This is a genomic window from Winogradskyella wichelsiae (assembly GCF_013403925.1).
Classification (GTDB): domain Bacteria; phylum Bacteroidota; class Bacteroidia; order Flavobacteriales; family Flavobacteriaceae; genus Winogradskyella; species Winogradskyella wichelsiae.
The window spans coordinates 223,757-244,374 of record NZ_JABFDJ010000003.1 but is presented as its reverse complement, the minus strand read 5'-3'; the positions used below and the strand labels follow the sequence as shown (position 1 = coordinate 244,374).

At 31.9% G+C, this 20,618-nt stretch carries 21 protein-coding genes; 20 read left to right on the top strand and 1 reads right to left on the bottom strand.

Annotated features, from left to right (window positions below; genetic code table 11):
* The first annotated feature begins 1 nt into the window (after nucleotide 1).
* The 18 genes from lpxD (at nucleotide 2) to truA (ending at nucleotide 18,717) form a co-directional block, all read left to right on the top strand.
* Nucleotides 2-1,030 carry a UDP-3-O-(3-hydroxymyristoyl)glucosamine N-acyltransferase gene (lpxD, locus tag HM985_RS08370; RefSeq protein ID WP_179375821.1) on the top strand — a complete coding sequence of 343 codons (1,029 nt, stop codon included), beginning with the start codon at nucleotides 2-4 and terminating at the stop codon, nucleotides 1,028-1,030.
* Nucleotides 1,017-2,423 (top strand): bifunctional UDP-3-O-[3-hydroxymyristoyl] N-acetylglucosamine deacetylase/3-hydroxyacyl-ACP dehydratase, encoded by a 1,407-nt coding sequence (locus tag HM985_RS08365; RefSeq protein WP_179375820.1) that lies wholly within the window; start codon nucleotides 1,017-1,019, stop codon nucleotides 2,421-2,423. Before lpxD ends, HM985_RS08365 begins: the two co-directional genes overlap by 14 nt.
* Before the next feature lie 237 nt (nucleotides 2,424-2,660).
* Nucleotides 2,661-3,446, top strand: coding sequence for an acyl-ACP--UDP-N-acetylglucosamine O-acyltransferase (gene lpxA / locus HM985_RS08360; protein WP_179375819.1), 786 nt, complete (start codon nucleotides 2,661-2,663; stop codon nucleotides 3,444-3,446).
* Between the two features lie 57 nt (nucleotides 3,447-3,503).
* Nucleotides 3,504-4,070, top strand: a complete 567-nt coding sequence (gene efp / locus HM985_RS08355; RefSeq protein ID WP_179375818.1) for an elongation factor P — start codon at nucleotides 3,504-3,506, stop codon at nucleotides 4,068-4,070.
* Between the two features lie 80 nt (nucleotides 4,071-4,150).
* Nucleotides 4,151-5,086 carry a UDP-3-O-(3-hydroxymyristoyl)glucosamine N-acyltransferase gene (locus tag HM985_RS08350; protein WP_179375817.1) on the top strand — a complete coding sequence of 312 codons (936 nt, stop codon included), beginning with the start codon at nucleotides 4,151-4,153 and terminating at the stop codon, nucleotides 5,084-5,086.
* A gap of 206 nt (nucleotides 5,087-5,292) precedes the next feature.
* A complete protein-coding gene (sucD, locus tag HM985_RS08345; RefSeq protein WP_179375816.1) occupies nucleotides 5,293-6,165 on the top strand; it encodes a succinate--CoA ligase subunit alpha in 873 nt (290 codons plus the stop codon).
* 117 nt (nucleotides 6,166-6,282) lie between these two features.
* The gene (fabG, locus tag HM985_RS08340) at nucleotides 6,283-7,029 is read left to right on the top strand and encodes a 3-oxoacyl-[acyl-carrier-protein] reductase (protein ID WP_179315289.1); all 747 of its coding nucleotides are present in this window, start codon (nucleotides 6,283-6,285) and stop codon (nucleotides 7,027-7,029) included.
* A 46-nt stretch (nucleotides 7,030-7,075) separates the two neighbouring features.
* Entirely contained in the window at nucleotides 7,076-9,109 is a 2,034-nt protein-coding gene (locus HM985_RS08335) for a VWA domain-containing protein (protein ID WP_179375815.1), read from the top strand.
* 10 nt (nucleotides 9,110-9,119) lie between these two features.
* On the top strand, nucleotides 9,120-9,935 hold the full coding sequence (locus HM985_RS08330; RefSeq protein ID WP_179375814.1) for a prohibitin family protein: 816 nt from the start codon (nucleotides 9,120-9,122) through the stop codon (nucleotides 9,933-9,935).
* Between the two features lie 270 nt (nucleotides 9,936-10,205).
* The gene (hisG, locus tag HM985_RS08325) at nucleotides 10,206-11,063 is read left to right on the top strand and encodes an ATP phosphoribosyltransferase (protein ID WP_179375813.1); all 858 of its coding nucleotides are present in this window, start codon (nucleotides 10,206-10,208) and stop codon (nucleotides 11,061-11,063) included.
* Between the two features lie 16 nt (nucleotides 11,064-11,079).
* Nucleotides 11,080-12,366, top strand: a complete 1,287-nt coding sequence (gene hisD / locus HM985_RS08320; protein WP_179375812.1) for a histidinol dehydrogenase — start codon at nucleotides 11,080-11,082, stop codon at nucleotides 12,364-12,366.
* A 58-nt stretch (nucleotides 12,367-12,424) separates the two neighbouring features.
* Nucleotides 12,425-13,468, top strand: a complete 1,044-nt coding sequence (gene hisC / locus HM985_RS08315) for a histidinol-phosphate transaminase (RefSeq protein WP_179375811.1) — start codon at nucleotides 12,425-12,427, stop codon at nucleotides 13,466-13,468.
* Between the two features lie 224 nt (nucleotides 13,469-13,692).
* Nucleotides 13,693-14,826, top strand: a complete 1,134-nt coding sequence (gene hisB / locus HM985_RS08310) for a bifunctional histidinol-phosphatase/imidazoleglycerol-phosphate dehydratase HisB (protein WP_179375810.1) — start codon at nucleotides 13,693-13,695, stop codon at nucleotides 14,824-14,826.
* A gap of 87 nt (nucleotides 14,827-14,913) precedes the next feature.
* A complete protein-coding gene (gene hisH, locus HM985_RS08305) occupies nucleotides 14,914-15,495 on the top strand; it encodes an imidazole glycerol phosphate synthase subunit HisH (RefSeq protein WP_179375809.1) in 582 nt (193 codons plus the stop codon).
* 101 nt (nucleotides 15,496-15,596) lie between these two features.
* Entirely contained in the window at nucleotides 15,597-16,313 is a 717-nt protein-coding gene (gene hisA, locus HM985_RS08300; protein ID WP_173589088.1) for a 1-(5-phosphoribosyl)-5-[(5-phosphoribosylamino)methylideneamino]imidazole-4-carboxamide isomerase, read from the top strand.
* A 141-nt stretch (nucleotides 16,314-16,454) separates the two neighbouring features.
* Nucleotides 16,455-17,210, top strand: a complete 756-nt coding sequence (gene hisF / locus HM985_RS08295; RefSeq protein ID WP_179375808.1) for an imidazole glycerol phosphate synthase subunit HisF — start codon at nucleotides 16,455-16,457, stop codon at nucleotides 17,208-17,210.
* Nucleotides 17,211-17,282: 72 nt separating this feature from the next.
* Entirely contained in the window at nucleotides 17,283-17,885 is a 603-nt protein-coding gene (gene hisIE / locus HM985_RS08290) for a bifunctional phosphoribosyl-AMP cyclohydrolase/phosphoribosyl-ATP diphosphatase HisIE (RefSeq protein ID WP_173589090.1), read from the top strand.
* Between the two features lie 46 nt (nucleotides 17,886-17,931).
* Nucleotides 17,932-18,717 (top strand): tRNA pseudouridine(38-40) synthase TruA, encoded by a 786-nt coding sequence (truA, locus tag HM985_RS08285; protein ID WP_179375807.1) that lies wholly within the window; start codon nucleotides 17,932-17,934, stop codon nucleotides 18,715-18,717.
* A 133-nt stretch (nucleotides 18,718-18,850) separates the two neighbouring features.
* On the opposite strand, the gene HM985_RS08280 is transcribed toward truA, so the two are convergent.
* Nucleotides 18,851-19,072, bottom strand: coding sequence for a hypothetical protein (locus tag HM985_RS08280; RefSeq protein ID WP_179375806.1), 222 nt, complete (start codon nucleotides 19,070-19,072; stop codon nucleotides 18,851-18,853).
* Nucleotides 19,073-19,374: 302 nt separating this feature from the next.
* On the opposite strand from HM985_RS08280, the gene HM985_RS08275 reads away from it, so the two are divergent.
* Both HM985_RS08275 and HM985_RS08270 read left to right on the top strand, forming a co-directional pair.
* Nucleotides 19,375-20,277, top strand: a complete 903-nt coding sequence (locus tag HM985_RS08275; protein WP_179375805.1) for a mechanosensitive ion channel family protein — start codon at nucleotides 19,375-19,377, stop codon at nucleotides 20,275-20,277.
* A gap of 109 nt (nucleotides 20,278-20,386) precedes the next feature.
* The gene (locus HM985_RS08270) at nucleotides 20,387-20,551 is read left to right on the top strand and encodes a hypothetical protein (protein WP_179375804.1); all 165 of its coding nucleotides are present in this window, start codon (nucleotides 20,387-20,389) and stop codon (nucleotides 20,549-20,551) included.
* Nucleotides 20,552-20,618 lie beyond the last annotated feature (67 nt).

Below are 20,618 nucleotides of genomic sequence, written 5' to 3'. Positions count from 1 at the left end.
TTTGAAATTTACAGCAGAACAAATCGCAGGTATTTTAGAAGGAACAGTAGTTGGAGATCCTAATATTGAAGTCTTTAAACTCTCTAAAATAGAGGAAGGAGCTCAAGGATCTTTAACCTTTTTGTCCAATTTAAAATACACCCCCTATATTTATACCACTGAAGCATCTATAACTATTGTAAATGCAGATTTTCAGCCCACTAAGCCTATTTCTACAACTTTGATAAAGGTTGAAGACGCTTATGAGGGTTTTACAAAATTATTAGAATATTACGATCGTATAAAATCATTAAAAACAGGAATAGAGCAGCCTAGTTTTATTTCCGAAACTGTAAAAGTGCCTGATACAGCGTATATTGGTGCTTTTGCTTACATAGGAAATAATGTTAATATTGGTGAAAATGTAAAGATTTATCCGAATGCTTTTGTTGGTGACAATGTAACCATAGGTGAGAATACAACCATTTACCCAGGAGGAAAAGTGTATTCAGATTGTATTATTGGGAAAAGGTGTGTAATCAATTCAGGTGTTATAATCGGAGCAGATGGATTTGGTTTTGCACCTAATAAAGAGGGAAGTTATTCTAAAATTCCACAAATAGGAAATGTTATTCTTGAAGATGAAGTAGATATCGGTGCAGGCACAACTATAGATCGTGCAACGATGGGATCAACAATTTTAAGACAGGGAGTAAAATTAGATAATCAGATTCAAATTGCTCACAATGTCGAAATCGGAAAAAACACGGTTATCGCAGCTCAAACTGGTGTTGCCGGCTCAACTAAAATAGGAGAACATTGCCAAATTGGTGGACAGGTTGGTATTGCAGGACATTTAACCATTGGGAATAACGTGAAAATACAAGCACAATCTGGAATAGGTAGAAATATAAAAGATAATGAAGTTTTACAAGGATCACCGGCATTTGGTTATGGGGATTTTAATAAATCTTATGTTTATTTCAAAAACTTACCTAAACTTGCAAAAACTATTAACGAATTAGAAAAAAAAGTAGATGGCAATAATTAAAACGGAAACGAAACAAAAAACCATTGAAAAGGAAGTTACGCTTTCTGGAGTTGGACTTCATACTGGTGCTAATGTAAATTTGGTTTTTAAGCCTGGCGCAGAAAATACTGGGTTTGTTTTTCAACGCGTAGATTTAGAAGGTGCACCAAAAATTGAAGCAGATGCCAATTACGTTACAAGTACACAACGTGGAACTTGTATGGAAAAAAATGGTGTTGTTATTCAAACTTGCGAGCATGTTTTGGCAGCCTTAGTTGGTATGGATATAGATAATGCTGTTATTGAATTAGATGCATCAGAACCACCAATTATGGATGGTTCTTCTAAGTTTTTTGTAGAAGCTATTGAAGAGGCTGGTATTTTAGAACAAGAGGCTTTTAGAGAAGTTTACGAGATAACACAAGTCGTGTCATATACAGATGAAGAATCTGGGAGTGAGATTATTTTAATGCCTTGTAGTTCTTATCAGATTACTACAATGGTAGATTTTGGGACTAAAGTTTTAGGAACTCAAAATGCAACTTTAAATACTATTTCAGATTTTAAAACAGATATAGCAAACGCTAGAACATTTAGTTTTTTACACGAAATAGAAATGCTTTTAGAGCATGGATTAATTAAAGGTGGGGATTTAAATAACGCCATAGTTTATGTAGATAAAGAGCTATCTCCAGAAACTATGGAAAAGTTAAGAGTCGCTTTTAATAAAGATAATATTGCAGTTAAACCTAATGGTATATTAGATAATTTAACGTTGCATCATCCTAATGAAGCGGCACGTCATAAATTACTAGATGTGTTAGGTGATTTAGCTTTAATAGGGACACGTATTAGAGGTAAAGTTATTGCTAACAAACCAGGGCATTTTGTAAATACCCAGTTTGCTAAAAAGATGTCTAAGTTAATAAAGAACGAAAGACGTAATAATGTACCACAGGTTGATTTAAATGCTGTTCCAATTATGGACGTCAATCAAATTATGGACATGTTACCGCACAGACAACCGTTTTTATTGATTGATAAGGTTTTTGAATTATCTGACAATCATGTTATAGGTATGAAAAATGTAACAATGAATGAGGAATTCTTTAAAGGACATTTTCCAGGTGCACCAGTAATGCCAGGCGTTTTAATAGTAGAAGCTATGGCGCAAACAGGGGGGATTTTAGTACTTAGTACTGTTCCTGATCCTGAAAATTATTTAACGTTTTTCATGAAAATGGATAAAGTTAAGTTTAAGCAAAAAGTTGTTCCTGGGGATACCTTAATATTTAAGTGTTCGTTAATAACACCAATACGCCGTGGAATTTGCCACATGCAAGGTTATGCATACGCAAATGGTAAATTATGTGCAGAAGCTGAGTTAATGGCTCAAATATCTAAAGTAAAATAAACTTAGAAAGTGTTTGCATTAAATACACTTTATAAAATAAATATTAGAAAAATGGACCGAGCTGATTTCTAATTTAATTAGAGATTCAGTAAAGTTTAAAAGCGAACACATTTTTGCCGCTTTATAAAAATAAATATTAGAAAAATGAACCGAGCTGATTTCTAATTTAATTAGAGATTCAGTAAAGTTTAAAAGCGAACACATTTTTGCCGCTTTATAAAAATAAATATTAGAAAAATGAACCAACCGTTAGCATACGTACATCCTGGAGCAAAGATTGCGAAGAATGTGGTTATAGAGCCTTTTACAACAATTCATAATAATGTAAAAATTGGAGAAGGAACTTGGATTGGAAGTAATGTAACAATTATGGAAGGTGCTCGTATAGGAAAGAATTGTAATATTTTCCCAGGTGCAGTAATATCAGCAGTACCTCAAGATTTAAAATACAACGACGAAGATACAACTGTAGAAATAGGTGATAATGTCACCATTAGAGAATGTGTTACAATTAATCGTGGTACTACAGATAAAATGAAAACCGTAATTGGTGATAATTGTTTAATTATGGCCTATTGTCATATTGCACACGATTGTATTGTGGGTAACAACTGTATATTTTCAAACAACAGTACGCTTGCTGGGCATATTAATATCGGAGATTATGTCGTTTTAGCAGGTATGGCAGCAGTACATCAATTTTGTTCTATCGGAAACCATGCTTTTGTAACAGGCGGGTCTTTAGTTCGTAAAGATGTTCCTCCATTTGTAAAAGCGGGTCGTGAGCCGTTATCTTATGTTGGTATTAATTCAGTAGGATTAAGAAGAAGAGGGTACAGTACAGAGAAAATTAGAGAAATTCAAAATATATATAGAATATTATATCAGAAGAATTATAATAATACACAAGCTTCAGACTTAATAGAAGCTGAAATGGAGGCGACTCCAGAACGCGATGAAATACTTCAATTTATTAAGAATTCTCATCGTGGAATCATGAAAGGTTATTTCAAGTCAAATTAATTTTGAAACCTAACCTTTCAGCATCAACTTATAAACAACAAACAATTAAAACATTTTATGGCAAGTACATCAGATATTAGAAACGGATTATGTATAAAGTACAACAACGATATTTATAAAATCATAGAATTTCTTCATGTTAAGCCTGGTAAAGGACCTGCTTTTGTAAGAACAAAAATGAAAAGTGTTACAACCGGTAAAGTTCTAGATAATACGTTTTCTGCTGGTCATAAAATTGAAGATATTCGTGTAGAGACACATAAATTTCAATATTTATATAATGATGGTGAATTTTATCATTTTATGAATGAAGCAGATTATACGCAAATTAGATTGTTAGAATCTTCTATTGATAGAACTGACTTAATGAAGGAAGGTGAAGTTGTAACAATTCAGATCAATACTGAAGATAATATGCCACTTTCTGTAGATTTACCAGCCTCTGTTATTTTAGAAATAACAGCAACAGAACCAGGTGTTAAAGGAAATACAGCAACTAATGCCACTAAACCAGCAACGGTTGAGTCGGGTGCAGAAGTTAATGTGCCTTTATTTATTAATGAAGGTGATAAAATTAGAGTCGAAACTGAAAAAGGTACTTATAAAGAACGTATCAAAGAATAATTGGTAAAAAGTCATCATATATCAGTTTTTAGTAATTACTTGTTTCTAAAAACTGATACTATTTTATTCAATACTGAAATATGAAATTTCCAAAATCACATACGTTAAAAGAAATCGCTGCATTAATTGATTGTGAATTTAAGGGTTCTGAAGATTTTGAAATTCTCGGAATCAACGAAATTCATGTTGTAGAGCCGGGGGATATTGTTTTTGTAGACCATCCTAAATATTACGATAAAGCTTTAGAATCATCAGCAACGATTATTTTAATTAATAAAGAAGTCGATTGTCCCAAGGGAAAAGCACTTCTAATCTCAGACGATCCATTTAGAGATTTTAATAAAATAACAGCTCACTTTAAACCATTTAAGTCTGCTAATAGTGCTATTGCTTCTGATGCTATCATTGGCGAAGGCACTGTAATTCAGCCCAATTGTTTTGTTGGTCACAATGTCAGGATTGGTAAAAATTGTATCATTCATTCTAATGTTAGTATTTATGACGATGCTATTATTGGAGATCATGTTACCATCCATGCAGGTACTATTTTAGGTGCTAGTGCTTTTTACTATAAAAATAGACCGGAAGGTTACGATCAGTTAAAATCTGGAGGTCGTGTTATTATAGAAAACAATGTTGATATCGGTGCGCTTTGTACAATAGATAGGGGTGTTACAGGAGATACAACTATTGGTGAAGGCTCTAAATTAGATAATCAAATTCAAATTGGTCACGATACTGTAATTGGTAAAAAATGTTTAATAGCCTCACAAACAGGAATAGCAGGTTGTGTTATTGTAGAAGATAATGTAACTATTTGGGGACAAGTTGGTGTTAAAAGCGGAATTACTATTAAGAAAGGAACTGTGTTATATGCCCAATCTGGTTTAGGACATTCAACAGAAGAAGGAAAGACTTATTTTGGAAGTCCCGCTCAAGAAGCTAGAGTTTCATTCAAAGATTTGGCTTATTTGAAAAAAATCCCTGAAATACTGAAAAAATTGAATAGTTTGTAAGATTAGTTGAAAGTTGCAATCGCTAAAATAGTAAGTAACAGGTTTTATTTATTTAAAATTAGATCTCAATTACGTAAGAAGTGATGTTTACTAAAGAATTATCTAATCTTACATTAAAATAAAAATAAAAAAGAGGACGCTTTTGCGTTATAAATCTCTTATTTTTGCACAACGAAAATTATAAAACTTTAAATACACAATAGCAAATGAGCGTTTTAGTTAATAAGAATTCTAAGATTATAGTTCAAGGTTTTACTGGTAGTGAAGGAACATTTCACGCAGAACAAATGATTGAATATGGTACTAATGTCGTTGGAGGTGTAACTCCAGGTAAAGGTGGTCAAACACATTTAGACAGGCCTGTTTTTAATACAGTTTTAGAAGCTGTTGAGAAAGTAGGTGCAGATACAACTATCATTTTTGTACCACCAGCATTTGCTGCTGATGCTATAATGGAAGCTGCTGATGCAGGTATTAAAGTAATTATTACAATAACAGAAGGTATTCCTGTTGCAGATATGATTAAAGCTGCAGATTATATCAAAGGTAAAGACTGTCGTTTAGTTGGTCCTAACTGTCCTGGTGTTATTACACCTGGTGAAGCTAAAGTTGGTATTATGCCAGGTTTTGTATTTAAAAAAGGTAATGTTGGTATTGTTTCAAAATCAGGGACTTTAACATACGAAGCTGCTGACCAAGTTGTAAAACAAGGTTTAGGTATTACTACAGCAATTGGTATTGGTGGTGATCCAATTATCGGAACTACAACTAAAGAAGCTGTAGAATTATTAATTAATGATCCAGAAACTGAAGCCGTTGTTATGATTGGTGAAATTGGAGGTCAATTAGAAGCAGATGCTGCTCAATGGTATAAAGCAAGTGGAAGTAAAAAACCTGTAATTGGTTTTATTGCTGGTGAAACTGCTCCTGCTGGTCGTACAATGGGACATGCTGGTGCTATTGTTGGTGGTAGTGATGATACTGCTCAAGCTAAAAAGAAAATTATGGCAGAATGTGGAATCCACGTTGTAGATTCTCCTGCTGAAATAGGAAAGAAAGTTGCTGAAGTTCTAGGCTAAAATTTTCCTTATAAAACTGTTAAAAACCTTACAAAATATTGTGAGGTTTTTTTTATTCTTACAATTTGTAATTATTATATTTGATTATAATAACTATACAACAAACATTTACTTATTATGAAATTATTAGAAGGAAAAACGGCTATAATAACCGGAGCAAGTCGTGGTATCGGAAAAGGTATTGCTGAAGTTTTTGCTCAACATGGTGCAAATGTAGCATTTACATACAGTTCTTCTGTAGAAGCAGCAAATGAACTAGAAAAAGAATTAAATACTTTGGGTGTAAAAGCTAAAGGTTACCAAAGTAACGCTGCTAATTTTGATGAATCTCAAAAATTAGCTGAAGATGTATTAGCAGAATTTGGTGCTATTGATATTTTAGTGAATAACGCAGGTATCACAAAAGACAACTTGTTAATGCGAATGGGTGAAGCTGATTTTGATAAAGTGATTGAAGTGAACCTTAAGTCTGTTTTTAACATGACCAAAGCCGTACAACGTACAATGCTTAAGCAACGTAAAGGTTCTATTATTAATATGAGTTCTGTTGTAGGTGTAAAAGGTAATGCAGGACAAACAAATTATGCAGCTTCTAAAGCCGGAATTATTGGATTTTCTAAGTCTGTAGCTTTAGAGTTGGGATCTCGTAACATTAGAAGTAACGTTATCGCTCCAGGTTTTATTGAAACAGAAATGACAGCAAAACTTGATGAAGAAACGGTAAAAGGATGGAGAAATGCAATTCCTTTAAAACGCGGAGGAACTCCTGAAGATATTGCTAATGCTTGTGTGTTTTTAGCAAGTGATTTAAGCGCTTATGTGACAGGGCAAACACTTAATGTAGATGGTGGAATGTTGACTTAATAAGATCAACTTAATTATCAAAATCTATTATTTAAATTAAATTTTAATGAGTTCTGAAACTCTATTATATATAACAATTGCAGCAATAACAGCGCTAATATTAGCGCTGTTTCAGTATTTATATAAATCGAAATTAAAGTCTCATTTAAAATATCTACTTACTGGATTACGAACACTTTCAATTTTCGGGATTTTGTTATTACTTATCAATCCTAAATTTGAATCTTTCACCTATTTTGATGAAAAACCAACTTTGGTTTTAGCTGTAGATAATTCTGAATCCATTGCTTATTTAAAGCAAAATGATAAGGCTTTAGAGATTTTTAATACATTGAAAAACAATTCAGAATTAAATGAACGTTTCAATATTGAATCTTATGCCTTTGGTAAGACTGTAAAGACTTTAGATAGCTTAAATTTTAATAAGCGTCAATCTAATTTGTCATTAGCTTTAAAACAATTTGGTGAAGTTTATAATAATCAAACAGCACCAATTTTAGTGCTTACAGATGGAAATCAAACGTATGGTACGGACTATAGTTATATTTCTAAAAGCGTAAAGCAACCAATTTATCCAATAATTTTAGGAGATTCTACCGTATATTCAGATTTAAGTATAAAGCAACTTAATGTAAACCGTTATGTCTATTTAAAGAATCAATTTCCAGTTGAAATTATTGCGAACTACACAGGGAATACTTCTATAAATACAGAACTAAAAATTTGGTCAGGGAATCATGTCGTATACAGAAAAGCCTTACAATTTGACGCGACAAAATCTTCAGAAATAATTTCAACGTCATTATTAGCAAATAGTGTTGGGGTAAAAACCTACAGAGTTGAGTTAGTGGCATTAAATAGTGAAAAAAACACAGTCAATAATTTTAAGAATTTTGGAGTTGAAGTTATTGACCAAAAAACAAATATCGCTTTAGTTTACGACCGAATGCATCCCGATTTAGGGGCGCTTAAAAAAGCGATTGAAAATAATGAGCAAAGAAGTGTTTCTATACTAAAACCAAAAGATGTACTTTCTAAGATAAATGATTTTCAATTATTTATACTCTATCAGCCAGATAACAGTTTTAATGAGTTACTCAAAGAGATTAAAGAATTAAATAGCAACACATTTGTTATTTCAGGCGAAACAACAGATTGGAGTATGTTGAATAATAGTCAGGATTATTTTAAGCAAACCGTAACCAATCAGACCGAAGATTTTCAGCCAAGTTTAAATAGAAATTATGGTACTTTTATAATTGATAATATTGATTTTAATAACTTTCCTCCCTTAACATCAGAGTTCGGTTCTTTTAAAATGTCAGTGCCTTTTGAAGCTTTGTTATATAAGAGTGTTAATGGCATTGAAACAAAAGATATTTTACTTTCAACTTTTGAAATCAATAACACAAAGCACGCTATCTTAAATGGTGAAGGTATTTGGAGATGGAGAGCACAATCTTTTTTAAATACCAATGCTTTTAATACGTTCGATGAATTTATTAGTAAGTTAGTTCAATATTTAAGTTCAAATAAAAAACGTAAGCGTCTAAACATCGATTATAAATCTTTTTATAACGGTAATGATGATGTAATCATTACAGCTCAATATTTCAATAAAAACTTTGAATTCGATAATTCAGCATCATTAAGCATTGTTTTAAAAAACACAGAAAATAAGAATACAAAAGAAATTCCTTTATTGCTTAATAATGGAAATTATACAGTAGACTTAAGTGGAATAGAAGCAGGGGAATACAATTTTACTGTAAAGCATAATTCAGAGTCCATTTCGGCGTCAGGAAGTTTTAAAATTCTAGAATATAACGTAGAGCAACAGTTTTTAAATGCAGACATATTAAAGTTAACAGCACTTGCTAAAAATAGTAACGGTGAAGCATTTTTCTCATCTCAAGCAAGCTTATTAATCGATCAATTATTACAAGATAATCGTTATAAAACCATTCAGAAAAGCACTAAAAATATCGTACCTTTGATAGCGTGGAAATATCTACTCCTATTAATAGTATTGAGCTTATTTATAGAGTGGTTTATTAGAAAATATAACGGATTAATTTAAAAATATAAGAATGGAGAAATTACCAAAAATTGGATTGCCTATTTTAATAGGAGTTGTACTTTTAATCATCGTTTTAGCAAAATCAGCTGTAACTTTAGATTCTGGTCATGCTGGTGTTTTATATGAAACTCTAGGTGGTGGTGTAGATCCAGATCAAGTTCCATTAGGGCCAGGTTTTCATGTTATTGCACCATGGAATCGTGTGATTGAATATGAAACGCGTCAGCAAGAAGTTCCAGAGAAAATGGCAGTTTTATCTTCTAATGGTTTAGATATTAAATTAGACGCCTCAATATTATATCAGCCTGATCTTAAGAGCTTAGCGAGATTACATAACGAAAAAGGAGAGGATTATTTAAGCCGTGTACTTCAACCGGCAATTAGAAGTGCAGCAAGAAGTGTTGTTGGTCGTTACACACCAGAGCAATTGTATTCTAGTAAAAGAGATGCTATTCAAGAAGAAATTTTCGAAGAGACAAAGAAAATTGTAGAACCTCAGTACATTCAGTTAAATGATATTTTAATTAGAGATGTGACTTTACCACCTACTATCAAACAAGCTATTGAAAGAAAGTTAAAACAAGAGCAAGAATCTTTAGAATACGAATTTAGATTGGTTACTGCAGCGAAAGAAGCAGAAAAAGTAATTATTGATGCACAAGGTAAAGCAGATGCTAACCGTATATTAAGTGCTTCACTGACAGATAAAATTCTTCAAGATAAAGGTATTGAGGCAACAGTAAAGCTTTCAGAATCACCAAATAGTAAAACAATTATTATTGGTTCAGGTGAAAGTGGCTTACCGATTATCTTAGGAAATCAATAATTAATATCCACAAATATTAAATTTTTGCTAAAACTTATATTTTAATCGTGAAAAATTAGGTTTACTAAATTTTATTTAAAGATATTTGTATTCATAAATTAGAACACATGACACTTATTCAATTTCATCATCATTTTCATACTAGCAATCAGGCGAGGTGAATTTGTATTGAATAAAATCAAGATATATATTAAAACCCGTTTGAGAAATCAGATGGGTTTTTTGTTTTTTAAATTCTAGCTGAAATCTTAGACATAACCAAAACTAAAAATGAGTAAATTAAAAATTGCAGTTCAAAAATCAGGTCGTCTTAACGAAGACTCAATGAAAATTTTAAAAGAGATTGGTATTTCTGTCGATAATGGAAAAGATCAGCTTAAAGCTTCAGCACGTAACTTCCCCTTAGAAGTATTTTATTTAAGAAATGGGGATATTCCACAATATCTTAGAGATGGCGTTGTAGACGCAGCTATTATTGGAGAAAATGTATTAATAGAGAAAGGAAACGATCTTAAAATTGTAGAACGTTTAGGGTTTTCAAAATGTAAAGTGTCTATTGCTGTCCCAAAATCATCAAAAGCAAAAAGCTTAAAAGATTTAGACGGGAAGCGTATTGCTACTTCTTATCCTAATACGGTAAATCAATTTTTAGAAAAAGAAGGTGTAAAAGCTAATTTGCACATTATTAATGGTTCTGTTGAAATTGCACCAAATATTGGGCTTGCAGACGGTATCTGTGATATTGTATCGAGTGGAAGTACCCTTTTCAAAAATGGCTTAAAAGAAATTGAAGTCCTTTTGAAATCTGAAGCTGTTTTGGCAACGTCACCTATGATTTCTGATGAAAATCAAGCCTTGATCGATAAACTTCAATTCCGATTAAAATCAGTTTTAAAAGGAAGAGAAAGCAAATATATTCTGCTAAATGCGCCAAACGATAAGCTCGATGAAATTATAAGAATCCTTCCAGGAATGAACAGTCCGTCTATTTTGCCATTGGCAAGAGAGGGTTGGAGTTCTATGCACTCAGTAATAGACAAAAATGATTTTTGGAATATTATTGACGAATTGAAAGCGAATGGTGCAGAAGGTATTTTAGTTTGCCCAATTGAAAATATGGTACTTTAATAATTTTAGTTAGGTTATGAAATTATATACAAATCCAGATCAATCAGATTGGTCCGAAATATTAAAAAGACCAACACAAACGGTTGCAGATATTGAAGCTGTTGTGAATGAGGTTTTTAACGATGTTTCTAAAAATGGAGACAAAGCTATAGAAAAGTACACATCAAAATTTGATGGTGTAACATTAGAAGACACTATTGTTTCTGAATTAGAAATTGAAACAGCTGTTGCAAATGTTTCTGAAGCTTTAAAATCAGCAATTGCTTTAGCAAAATCAAATATTGAAACTTTTCATAAAGCTCAAAAAACAGATAAAGTTTTTGTAGAAACAATGTCTGGTGTAGAATGCTGGCAAGAAAAAAGACCAATTCAGAAAGTCGGACTTTATATTCCTGGTGGTACAGCACCTTTATTTTCAACAGTATTAATGTTGGCTGTTCCTGCTCAAATAGCAGGATGCAAAGAAATTGTCTTGTGCTCACCACCTAATAAAGAAGGAAAAATTGCTAATGAGATTTTATATGCTGCAAACCTTTGTGGTGTCACTAAAATTGTAAAAGTAGGTGGTATCCAAGCTATTGCAGGATTAACTTTCGGAACCGATACAATTCCTCAGGTATACAAAATATTTGGTCCAGGAAATCAGTTTGTAACCGTTGCCAAGCAATTAGCCACTAAATATGGCGTAGCAATTGATATGCCAGCAGGTCCAAGTGAGTTGTTGGTAATGGCAGATGATTCTGCAAATGCTGCTTTTGTGGCTTCAGATTTATTAAGCCAGGCAGAACACGGTAGTGATAGTCAGGTTATTTTAGTTTCAACATCTAAAGCTTTTGCAGATCAGGTTTTGGTTGAAGTTAAAAATCAACTCGCTGTTTTACCAAGAAAAACGATGGCCGAAAAAGCGATAGCCAATTCTAAATCTATAGTTGTCAATTCTAATGCTACAGCGATTGACTTAATTAACGAATATGGTCCGGAACACTTCATTGTAACTACAACAGATAATGATTTTTTTGTAGATAATATAAGCAATGCAGGATCTATTTTTATTGGAGACTTTACACCAGAAAGTGCAGGTGATTATGCTTCTGGTACAAACCATACATTGCCAACAAACGGATTTTCTAAAGCGTATTCTGGAGTTAACTTAGATAGTTTTCAAAAAAGCATGACGTTTCAAAAAATTTCTAAAGAAGGGATTCAAAATATCGGACATGCGATAGAGTTAATGGCTGAAGCTGAAGGTTTACAAGCCCATAAAAATGCGGTAACTTTAAGATTAAAGGAATTAAAAAAATAATTTAACGTCACTTCGAGTGATTTCGAGGTAGGAGAAATTGTATCGAGAAGTAATTAAAATGAAAAATTTCAACTTAAATAATCTCATCAGAGATAACATTAAATCCATCAAGCCTTATTCTTCAGCAAGAGATGAATATAAGGATATTACTGACGGTATGGTTTTTATTGATGCCAATGAAAACCCTTTTAATACGGATGTGAATCGGTATCCAGATCCTCAACAAACCAATGTTAAAGAGCGTTTATCTGAATTGAAACGTATCCCAATAAACAAAATTTTGTTAGGAAATGGGAGTGACGAAGTTTTAGATTTGATTTTTAGAGCTTTTTGTGAGCCTAATCACGATAAAATTATCACATTGCCACCAACTTATGGTATGTACGATGTTTTAGCGAATCTAAATGCGGTTGAAAATATAGAAGTTGAATTGCAGAAAGATTTTCAACCTAACATGGATGAAATATCGAGAGCAGTACAAACGCATACAAAACTCTTTTTTTTATGTTCACCAAACAATCCTACGGCCAATAGATTTGATGCGAAAAAGATTGAAGAATTAATTCGTAATTTTGAAGGTCTTGTGATTATTGATGAAGCCTATATTGATTTTTCAGCAGAAGAAAGTTGGTTAAGTCGACTAGAAGAGTTTCCTAATTTAATAATTACACAAACCTTATCTAAAGCTTATGGTTTAGCAGGGATTCGTTTAGGGATTTGCTATGCTTCTCAAGAAATTATCGCGGTTTTAAATAAAATCAAACCCCCTTACAATATCAATCAACTCACGCAAATTAAAGCCTTAGAGCGTTTAAATACGACATTAGTTGTAGATAATGAAGTAAAAAGCATTATTCTAGAAAGAGGGATATTAAATGAAGCCTTAAAAACTATCGATTTTGTAACGGAAGTTTATCCTTCTGATGCCAACTTTATATTAGCAAAAGTAGATGATGCTAATAAACGCTATCAACAGTTGGTAGAAAAAGGAATTGTAGTTCGTAATAGAACTAATCAACCTTTGTGCGAAAATTGTTTACGATTTTCAGTAGGTACAAAAGAAGAGAATGAGACGTTAATTCAAATATTAAAAGGATTGTAAATAAACGTCACATCGAGTGAATTTTGACTTTTCAAAATTTATATCGAGATGTATATTATTCTCGATGCAATTTTTTTTAAATAGAAAATCACTTGAATTGACGACAATAATAAAACGTTAATTCAATTATCGTAACGTTTGTCATTACGTAATTGAAGTGGAATCCACAAATAAATTATTAATCTAAAATTAGATTCCTGCCTGTGTAGGAATGACAGTAACATATGAAACCAGTATTATTCATAGACAGAGACGGCACTTTAATTAAAGAACCAGCAGACGAACAAATTGATGGGTTCGAAAAATTAGAATTCTATCCAAAAGTATTTCAATATTTGAGTAAAATTGCTAAAGAATTAAATTTTGAAATTGTGATGATTACCAACCAAGATGGTTTAGGGACGGAAGTATATCCTGAAGATACATTTTGGCCTGTTCATAATTTCGTTCTAAAGACTTTTGAAGCAGAAGGTGTTGTTTTTAAGGAACAATTTATAGACCGAACGTTTGCAAAAGATAATGCACCTACACGTAAACCAAATACAGGCCTATTAACAAAGTATTTTTCTGAAGATTATGATCTAAAGAATTCATTTGTTATTGGAGATAGACTTACAGATGTTGAATTAGCGAAAAACCTTGGAGCTAAGGGGATTTTTATTAATGATAATACCAATTTTGGAACTGATGAAGTTACCGTTAGCAATAAGGATTTGGAAGAATTTATAGCTTTAGAAACAAACGATTGGGAAGTGATTTATAAGTTTCTTAAAACTACGGAACGCGTAGGAAGTATTGAAAGAAACACTAACGAAACTAAAATTAAGATCGATTTAAATCTTGATGGCACAGGGAAAAGTAATATTGATACCGGAATTGCATTTTTCGATCATATGCTCGATCAGATTTCTCGTCATGGGCAACTCGATTTAAATATTAAAGTTGATGGAGATTTAGAAGTTGATGAACATCATACTATTGAAGATACAGCTATTGCTTTAGGTGAATTGTTTGCAACAACTTTAGGTAATAAATTAGGTATTGAACGTTACGGATTCTCTTTACCAATGGACGATTGTTTAGCACAGGTTGGTATTGACTTTGGAGGTCGTAATTGGCTTGTTTGGGAGGCTGAATTTAAACGTGAAATGATTGGTAAAATGCCAACAGAAATGTTTTTTCACTTTTTTAAATCGTTTACAGACGGCGCAAAGTGTAACCTAAATATTAAAGTAGAAGGTAATAACGAACATCATAAAATTGAAGCTATTTTTAAAGCGTTTGCAAAAGCGATTAAAATGGCTGTAAAACAAGATGTTGAAAAAATGATTTTACCATCAACAAAAGGAATGCTGTAATCGTATTTTGTTATTCTTGAGAAACAGGAAACCACAATAATAAAACTAATAGATTCCTGCCTTCGCAGGAATGACAATAAACTGTCAATGAAACTATCAATAGTAAATTACGGCGCAGGAAACATTAAAAGCATACAATTTGCTTTTCAACGTTTAGGATACGAAGCTATTTTAACTGATAATCCAGAAGAAATTAAAACATCAGATAAAGTAATTTTCCCAGGGGTTGGTGAAGCAAGTTCTGCCATGATTAAATTACAACAAAGTGGTTTAGATCAATTAATTCCAACGTTAAAACAACCCGTTTTAGGGATTTGTTTAGGCATGCAACTAATGTGTAAGCATAGTGAAGAAGGCGATACCAAAGGACTTGGTATTTTTGATGTGAATGTCAAGCAATTTTCTAATCAGGTAAAAGTGCCTCAAATGGGATGGAATACCATTTCTAACTTAAAATCTGATTTATTTAAAGGTATTAAAGAAAAAGAACATATGTACTTGGTGCATAGTTATTACGCTGAACAATGTGAAGCATCTATTGCAACTTCAGATTACGAATTAGAATATGCTTCAGCATTAGAGAATGGTAATTTTTATGGTGTACAATTTCATCCTGAAAAAAGTAGTAAAGCCGGTGAGCAATTGTTGAAGAATTTTATTGAACTTTAAGATTTTAAAACATTAATAAATGTCACCTTGAGCGGAGTCGAAAGGTCTTGACAGAAATAGTTATTAATTAAAAAAGAAATTCCATTTTAGTGGAAAATGTTATGAGAATAATCCCAGCCATAGATATTATTGACGGAAAATGTGTGCGTTTAACCAAAGGCGATTACGACACAAAAAAAATATATAACGAGAATCCTTTAGAAGTCGCAAAAGCTTTTGAAGATGCAGGGATTCAGTATTTACACGTTGTAGATTTAGATGGTGCAAAAGCGAGTCATATAGTTAATTATAAAGTGCTTGAAAAAATTGCAACCCAAACAAATTTAAAAATTGATTTTGGCGGAGGATTAAAATCTGATGAAGATTTAAAAATAGCATTTCAATCTGGAGCAAATCAGATTACAGGAGGAAGTATTGCTGTTAAAAACCCGGAAGTATTTGAAGGTTGGATTTCTAAATTTGGCTCAGATAAAATAATTCTTGGAGCAGATTGTAATAATGAAAAAATTGCAATTAGTGGTTGGCAAGAAGAAAGTGATTTAGAAGTTATTCCATTTATTAAAGACTATCAATCTAAAGGAATTACAGATGTTATTTGTACTGATATTTCAAAAGACGGAATGTTAGAAGGTCCTTCTTTTGAGCTTTATAAACGCATTTTAGAAAGTGCGAAAGCTATTAAGTTAATAGCTTCTGGCGGAATTTCTAAATTTGATGAATTACCAAAATTATTAGAAATGGGCTGTGACGGTGTCATCATTGGAAAAGCAATCTATGAAAATAGAATTAGCCTAAAAGAATTAGAACAATTTCTATAGCCAATCGTCACTTCGAGTGGTTTTGAGTTACGAAAAAATGGTATCGAGAAGTAAATGCTTTGTATAATTATTATAGAAAAATTGATTTTTAAAATCACATAAATTAATGTTTCTACTTAGGTAGAAATAACAACAAAACAGATGTTAACAAAACGAATAGTCCCTTGTTTAGATATTAAAAACGGAAGAACTGTAAAAGGAGTTAATTTTGTAGACTTAAGAGATGCAGGAGATCCTGTAGTTTTAGCAAAACAATATGCCGATTTAGGAGCTGATGAACTGGTGTTTTTAGACATCGCTGCAACCTTAGAAAACAGAAAAACCATGCATGATATGGTTTTAAAAGTAGCAGAACAAGTTAATATTCCTTTTACAGTTGGTGGCGGAATTTCTTCTATAGAAGATGTCGATAATCTGTTGCATTGTGGTGCAGATAAAGTGTCTATTAATTCTTCCGCTGTAAAACGACCAGAATTAATTAATGAGCTTTCAGAAAAATTTGGAAGTCAATGTGTTGTAGTTGCTATCGATGCAAAAGAAGTTGATGGCGAGTGGCTTGTACATTTAGCAGGAGGCACAATTCCGACAGAATTAAATTTATTCGATTGGGCAAAAGAAGTAGAACAACGCGGAGCAGGTGAAATTTTATTTACATCAATGAATCATGATGGTACAAAAGCTGGTTTTGCAAATGAGGCTTTGGCTAAGTTGTCAGATTTGGTAAATATTCCAATTATAGCTTCTGGTGGCGCAGGAACCATTCAACATTTTGTAGATACTTTTAAAGACGGAAAAGCAGATGCAGCATTGGCTGCTAGTGTATTTCACTTTGGCGAAATTCCAATATTAGAATTAAAAGAAGAATTAAGAATAAAGGGCATACCTGTAAGACTATAGCAAAAATATTACTTAGATATATCTTACAATCAACCCCAAATAAAATAGTCGATGAGACGAAATTAATATATTATGAACGTAGATTTCAATAAAAATCCAGATGGATTAGTGCCTGCTATTATTCAAGATAATAACACAGACAAAGTATTAATGTTAGGTTACATGAATGCTGAAGCGCTTAAAAAAACATTAGAGTCTAAATTAGTCACTTTTTTTAGTAGAACAAAGCAACGTCTTTGGACTAAAGGTGAAGAAAGCGGTAATGTTTTAAATTTAGTAGATATTAAATTAGATTGCGATAGTGATTCTTTATTAATAAAAGTAAATCCAAAAGGCCCAACATGTCATAAAGGAACTGATACGTGTTGGAACCAAGATAATGTAACATCTTACGGTTTTATTTCTGAATTAGAGAGCACCATTGAATCTCGTATAAATGCTGCTGATTCAGAAAAGTCATATGTTGCATCTTTATTTGCAAAGGGGATTAATAAGATCGCTCAAAAAGTAGGGGAAGAGGCTGTAGAAGTTGTTATTGAAGCAAAAGACGATAATGATCACTTATTTTTAGAAGAAAGTGCAGATTTATTATTTCATTACCTAATGTTATTGCAAGCCAAAGGTTTTAAAATTGATGATGTTGTGTCTGTATTGAAATTAAGAAATAAAAAATAGACATTGCTTTTAGAGTCATTAATAAATTAGAGTTCCTCATTATTATATGTTTGATAAACGTTTTTATTACCTTATTAAAATTCAGTATTTAGGCTATCGTTTTCATGGTTGGCAAAAACAACCCGATGTTAAGACGGTACATCTTATGATAGACCGTACATTGAAATATATTCTTCAAGATACAAGGTTTAAAACTTTAGGAGCAGGTAGAACAGATGCTATGGTGTCTGCAAATGAAGCGGCTTTAGAGTTATTTATTTATAATGAACCGATTCAAGATTTTGATGAATTTTTAGCGCTCTTTAATCATAATTTACCACAAGATATACGTGCGTTATCCATTAAAGAAGTTGATAAGAAATTTAATATCATTCAAGATTCTAAGTTAAAGGAATACCACTATGTGTTTTCAGAAGGTCAGAAAAACCATCCGTTTTGTGCACCAATTATGACGACTATTTTAGAACCTTTAGATGTTGAGTTAATGAAAAAAGGTGCACAGTTATTTTTGGGGACTCATAATTTTAAAACCTATTGTTACCGTGCAACAGATAAAGGAGAATATATTAGAACTATTGAAGGCTGTGAGCTAGTTGAAAATGATATTTATACGGCTAGCTTTTTTCCAGAGAAATCTTACGTGCTTAAAGTTGTAGGTAAGGGATTTATGCGGAATCAAATCCGGTTAATGTTTGGCTGCTTAATAAAGTTAGGTAGAGGGGATCTTACTTTAGAGTATATTGAAGCAACTTTAAAATATGAGAGTACTGAAGTTATGGATTATATAGCACCAGCTTCAGGTTTAATTCTACATTCAGTAAACTTTGAATAAATAAAAAGGTATGAGTTGAAAAAACTCATACCTTTTTATTTTGGTTTAATATTTGATTTATCTTTCAATTCATTTAAAAATAAATCATTGCACTTGTTTCCTTATGACATTTATTAATGTTTAAAAAAGAAAATTAATCGGCAACATGTAATTTTGGTTCTTTATCTACAAATTTACCATTTACAGATTCACCTAAAATTATAACTTCTTTAGAGCGTTCGTACATTTTTATAGCACGATGCATCTGTAACTTGGTGCCACTGTAAAGTTTTACACCTGATTTTGAGCCCTTGTTTCTTATCTCAATATAGAAACCGTCTTTGAGTGCTGTTGGTCTTGTTGCTGGTCTACCCATAAATATTATGATTGTTTTTAAAAAGTGGTGCATGATAATAAAAATTATCACAATTCACAAATTTATTTTAGAACAATTAACATTGAGAGACATGTTTAAGGTCTAAATTCGTCAAAACACACTATTTTAATCATTTTTTAATTTAAAGATCATCAAATTATAGAATTTTAAATATGAACCTTATATAATGCGTTATTCTGAATTTTTAAAAACCTATTAGGGTTAAGACTTATAGGATTAGAGCAACATATATAAATGTTTATCATGGATATTTGCGTTGGATAACAAAAAAAACTGCTTTTATGAAAGACCAATTTAATGCTGCTCTAGGAAATTTAATAGATAAACTTATCGGATGGTTTAACGCCATTATTGAAAACATTCCGAATTTTATATTAGCCATTTTGGTGTTGGTTATTTCCTATTTTGCTGCAAAATACGTAAGCAGACTTGTTAAAAAAATGGTTGATAATCGTGTTGAACAAGATTCAATAAAAAACGCCTTGTCTCGGGTTGTTGCCGTTTTGGTTGTCGCTTTAGGGTTATTTATCGCTTTAGGAGTTTTAAACTTAGGTAAAGCATTAACATCATTACTTGCTGGTGCTGGTGTTGTTGGTTTAGCCATTGGTTTAGCACTCCAGGGAACTATTGCCAATACATTTGCAGGACTTGTATTATCTTTTAGAAAGAAGATTCAAATAGGTAATTGGGTAGAAACTACGGGTTTTTCAGGTGAAGTTATAGATATTAATTTAAAAGATTTTACCTTAAAAGAAGCAGATAACAATATTGTTATTATTCCCAATAAAACAATTTTAGAAAATCCTTTAAAAAATTATTCATTAACCACCAAAATGAGAATCTTCTTAGAATGTGGGGTTGGTTATGAATCTGATTTAGAAAAAGTACAGAAAATTACAAAGGACGTTATTGCTAATACTTTTGATCAGATAAATTCACCAGAAGATGTAGAGTTTTATTATACCGAATTTGGTGATAGTTCAATTAATTATTTATGTAGATTTTGGATAGAAGCAGAAAGTATGCTCGAAAAATTAAAGGCAAAAACGGATGCAATTATTGCAATTAAAAAGGCTTATGATGCAGAAGGTATCAATATTCCATTCCCTATAAGAACTTTAGAGTTCAATAATAAATTAGATTTAAACTCTTCAGGACCAAAAGCGTCAACATCTAAGAAATAAAAAAATTAGCTATTAGGCTAATGAGTTAAAACTCTTAGGATAAGAGCAAACCAAATAAAACCGACTTAACGATATTTGTTATAACAATAACCAAATAAAAACAATCAAGATGAAAAAATTTAGTTACGTATTTATAGCGCTATTTAGTTTAAGTTTAATGACTACAAGTTGTAGAGAGCAAAAAGATACAGGAGATAAAATCGAAGATGCTGTTGATGATACAGGTGATGCAATGGAAGATGCAGCTGATGATGTTGAAGATGCAGTAGATTAATCTTTAATGTTAATTACAATAATATTATAATACTAAAAGCCATCGTTAAGATGGCTTTTTTATATTT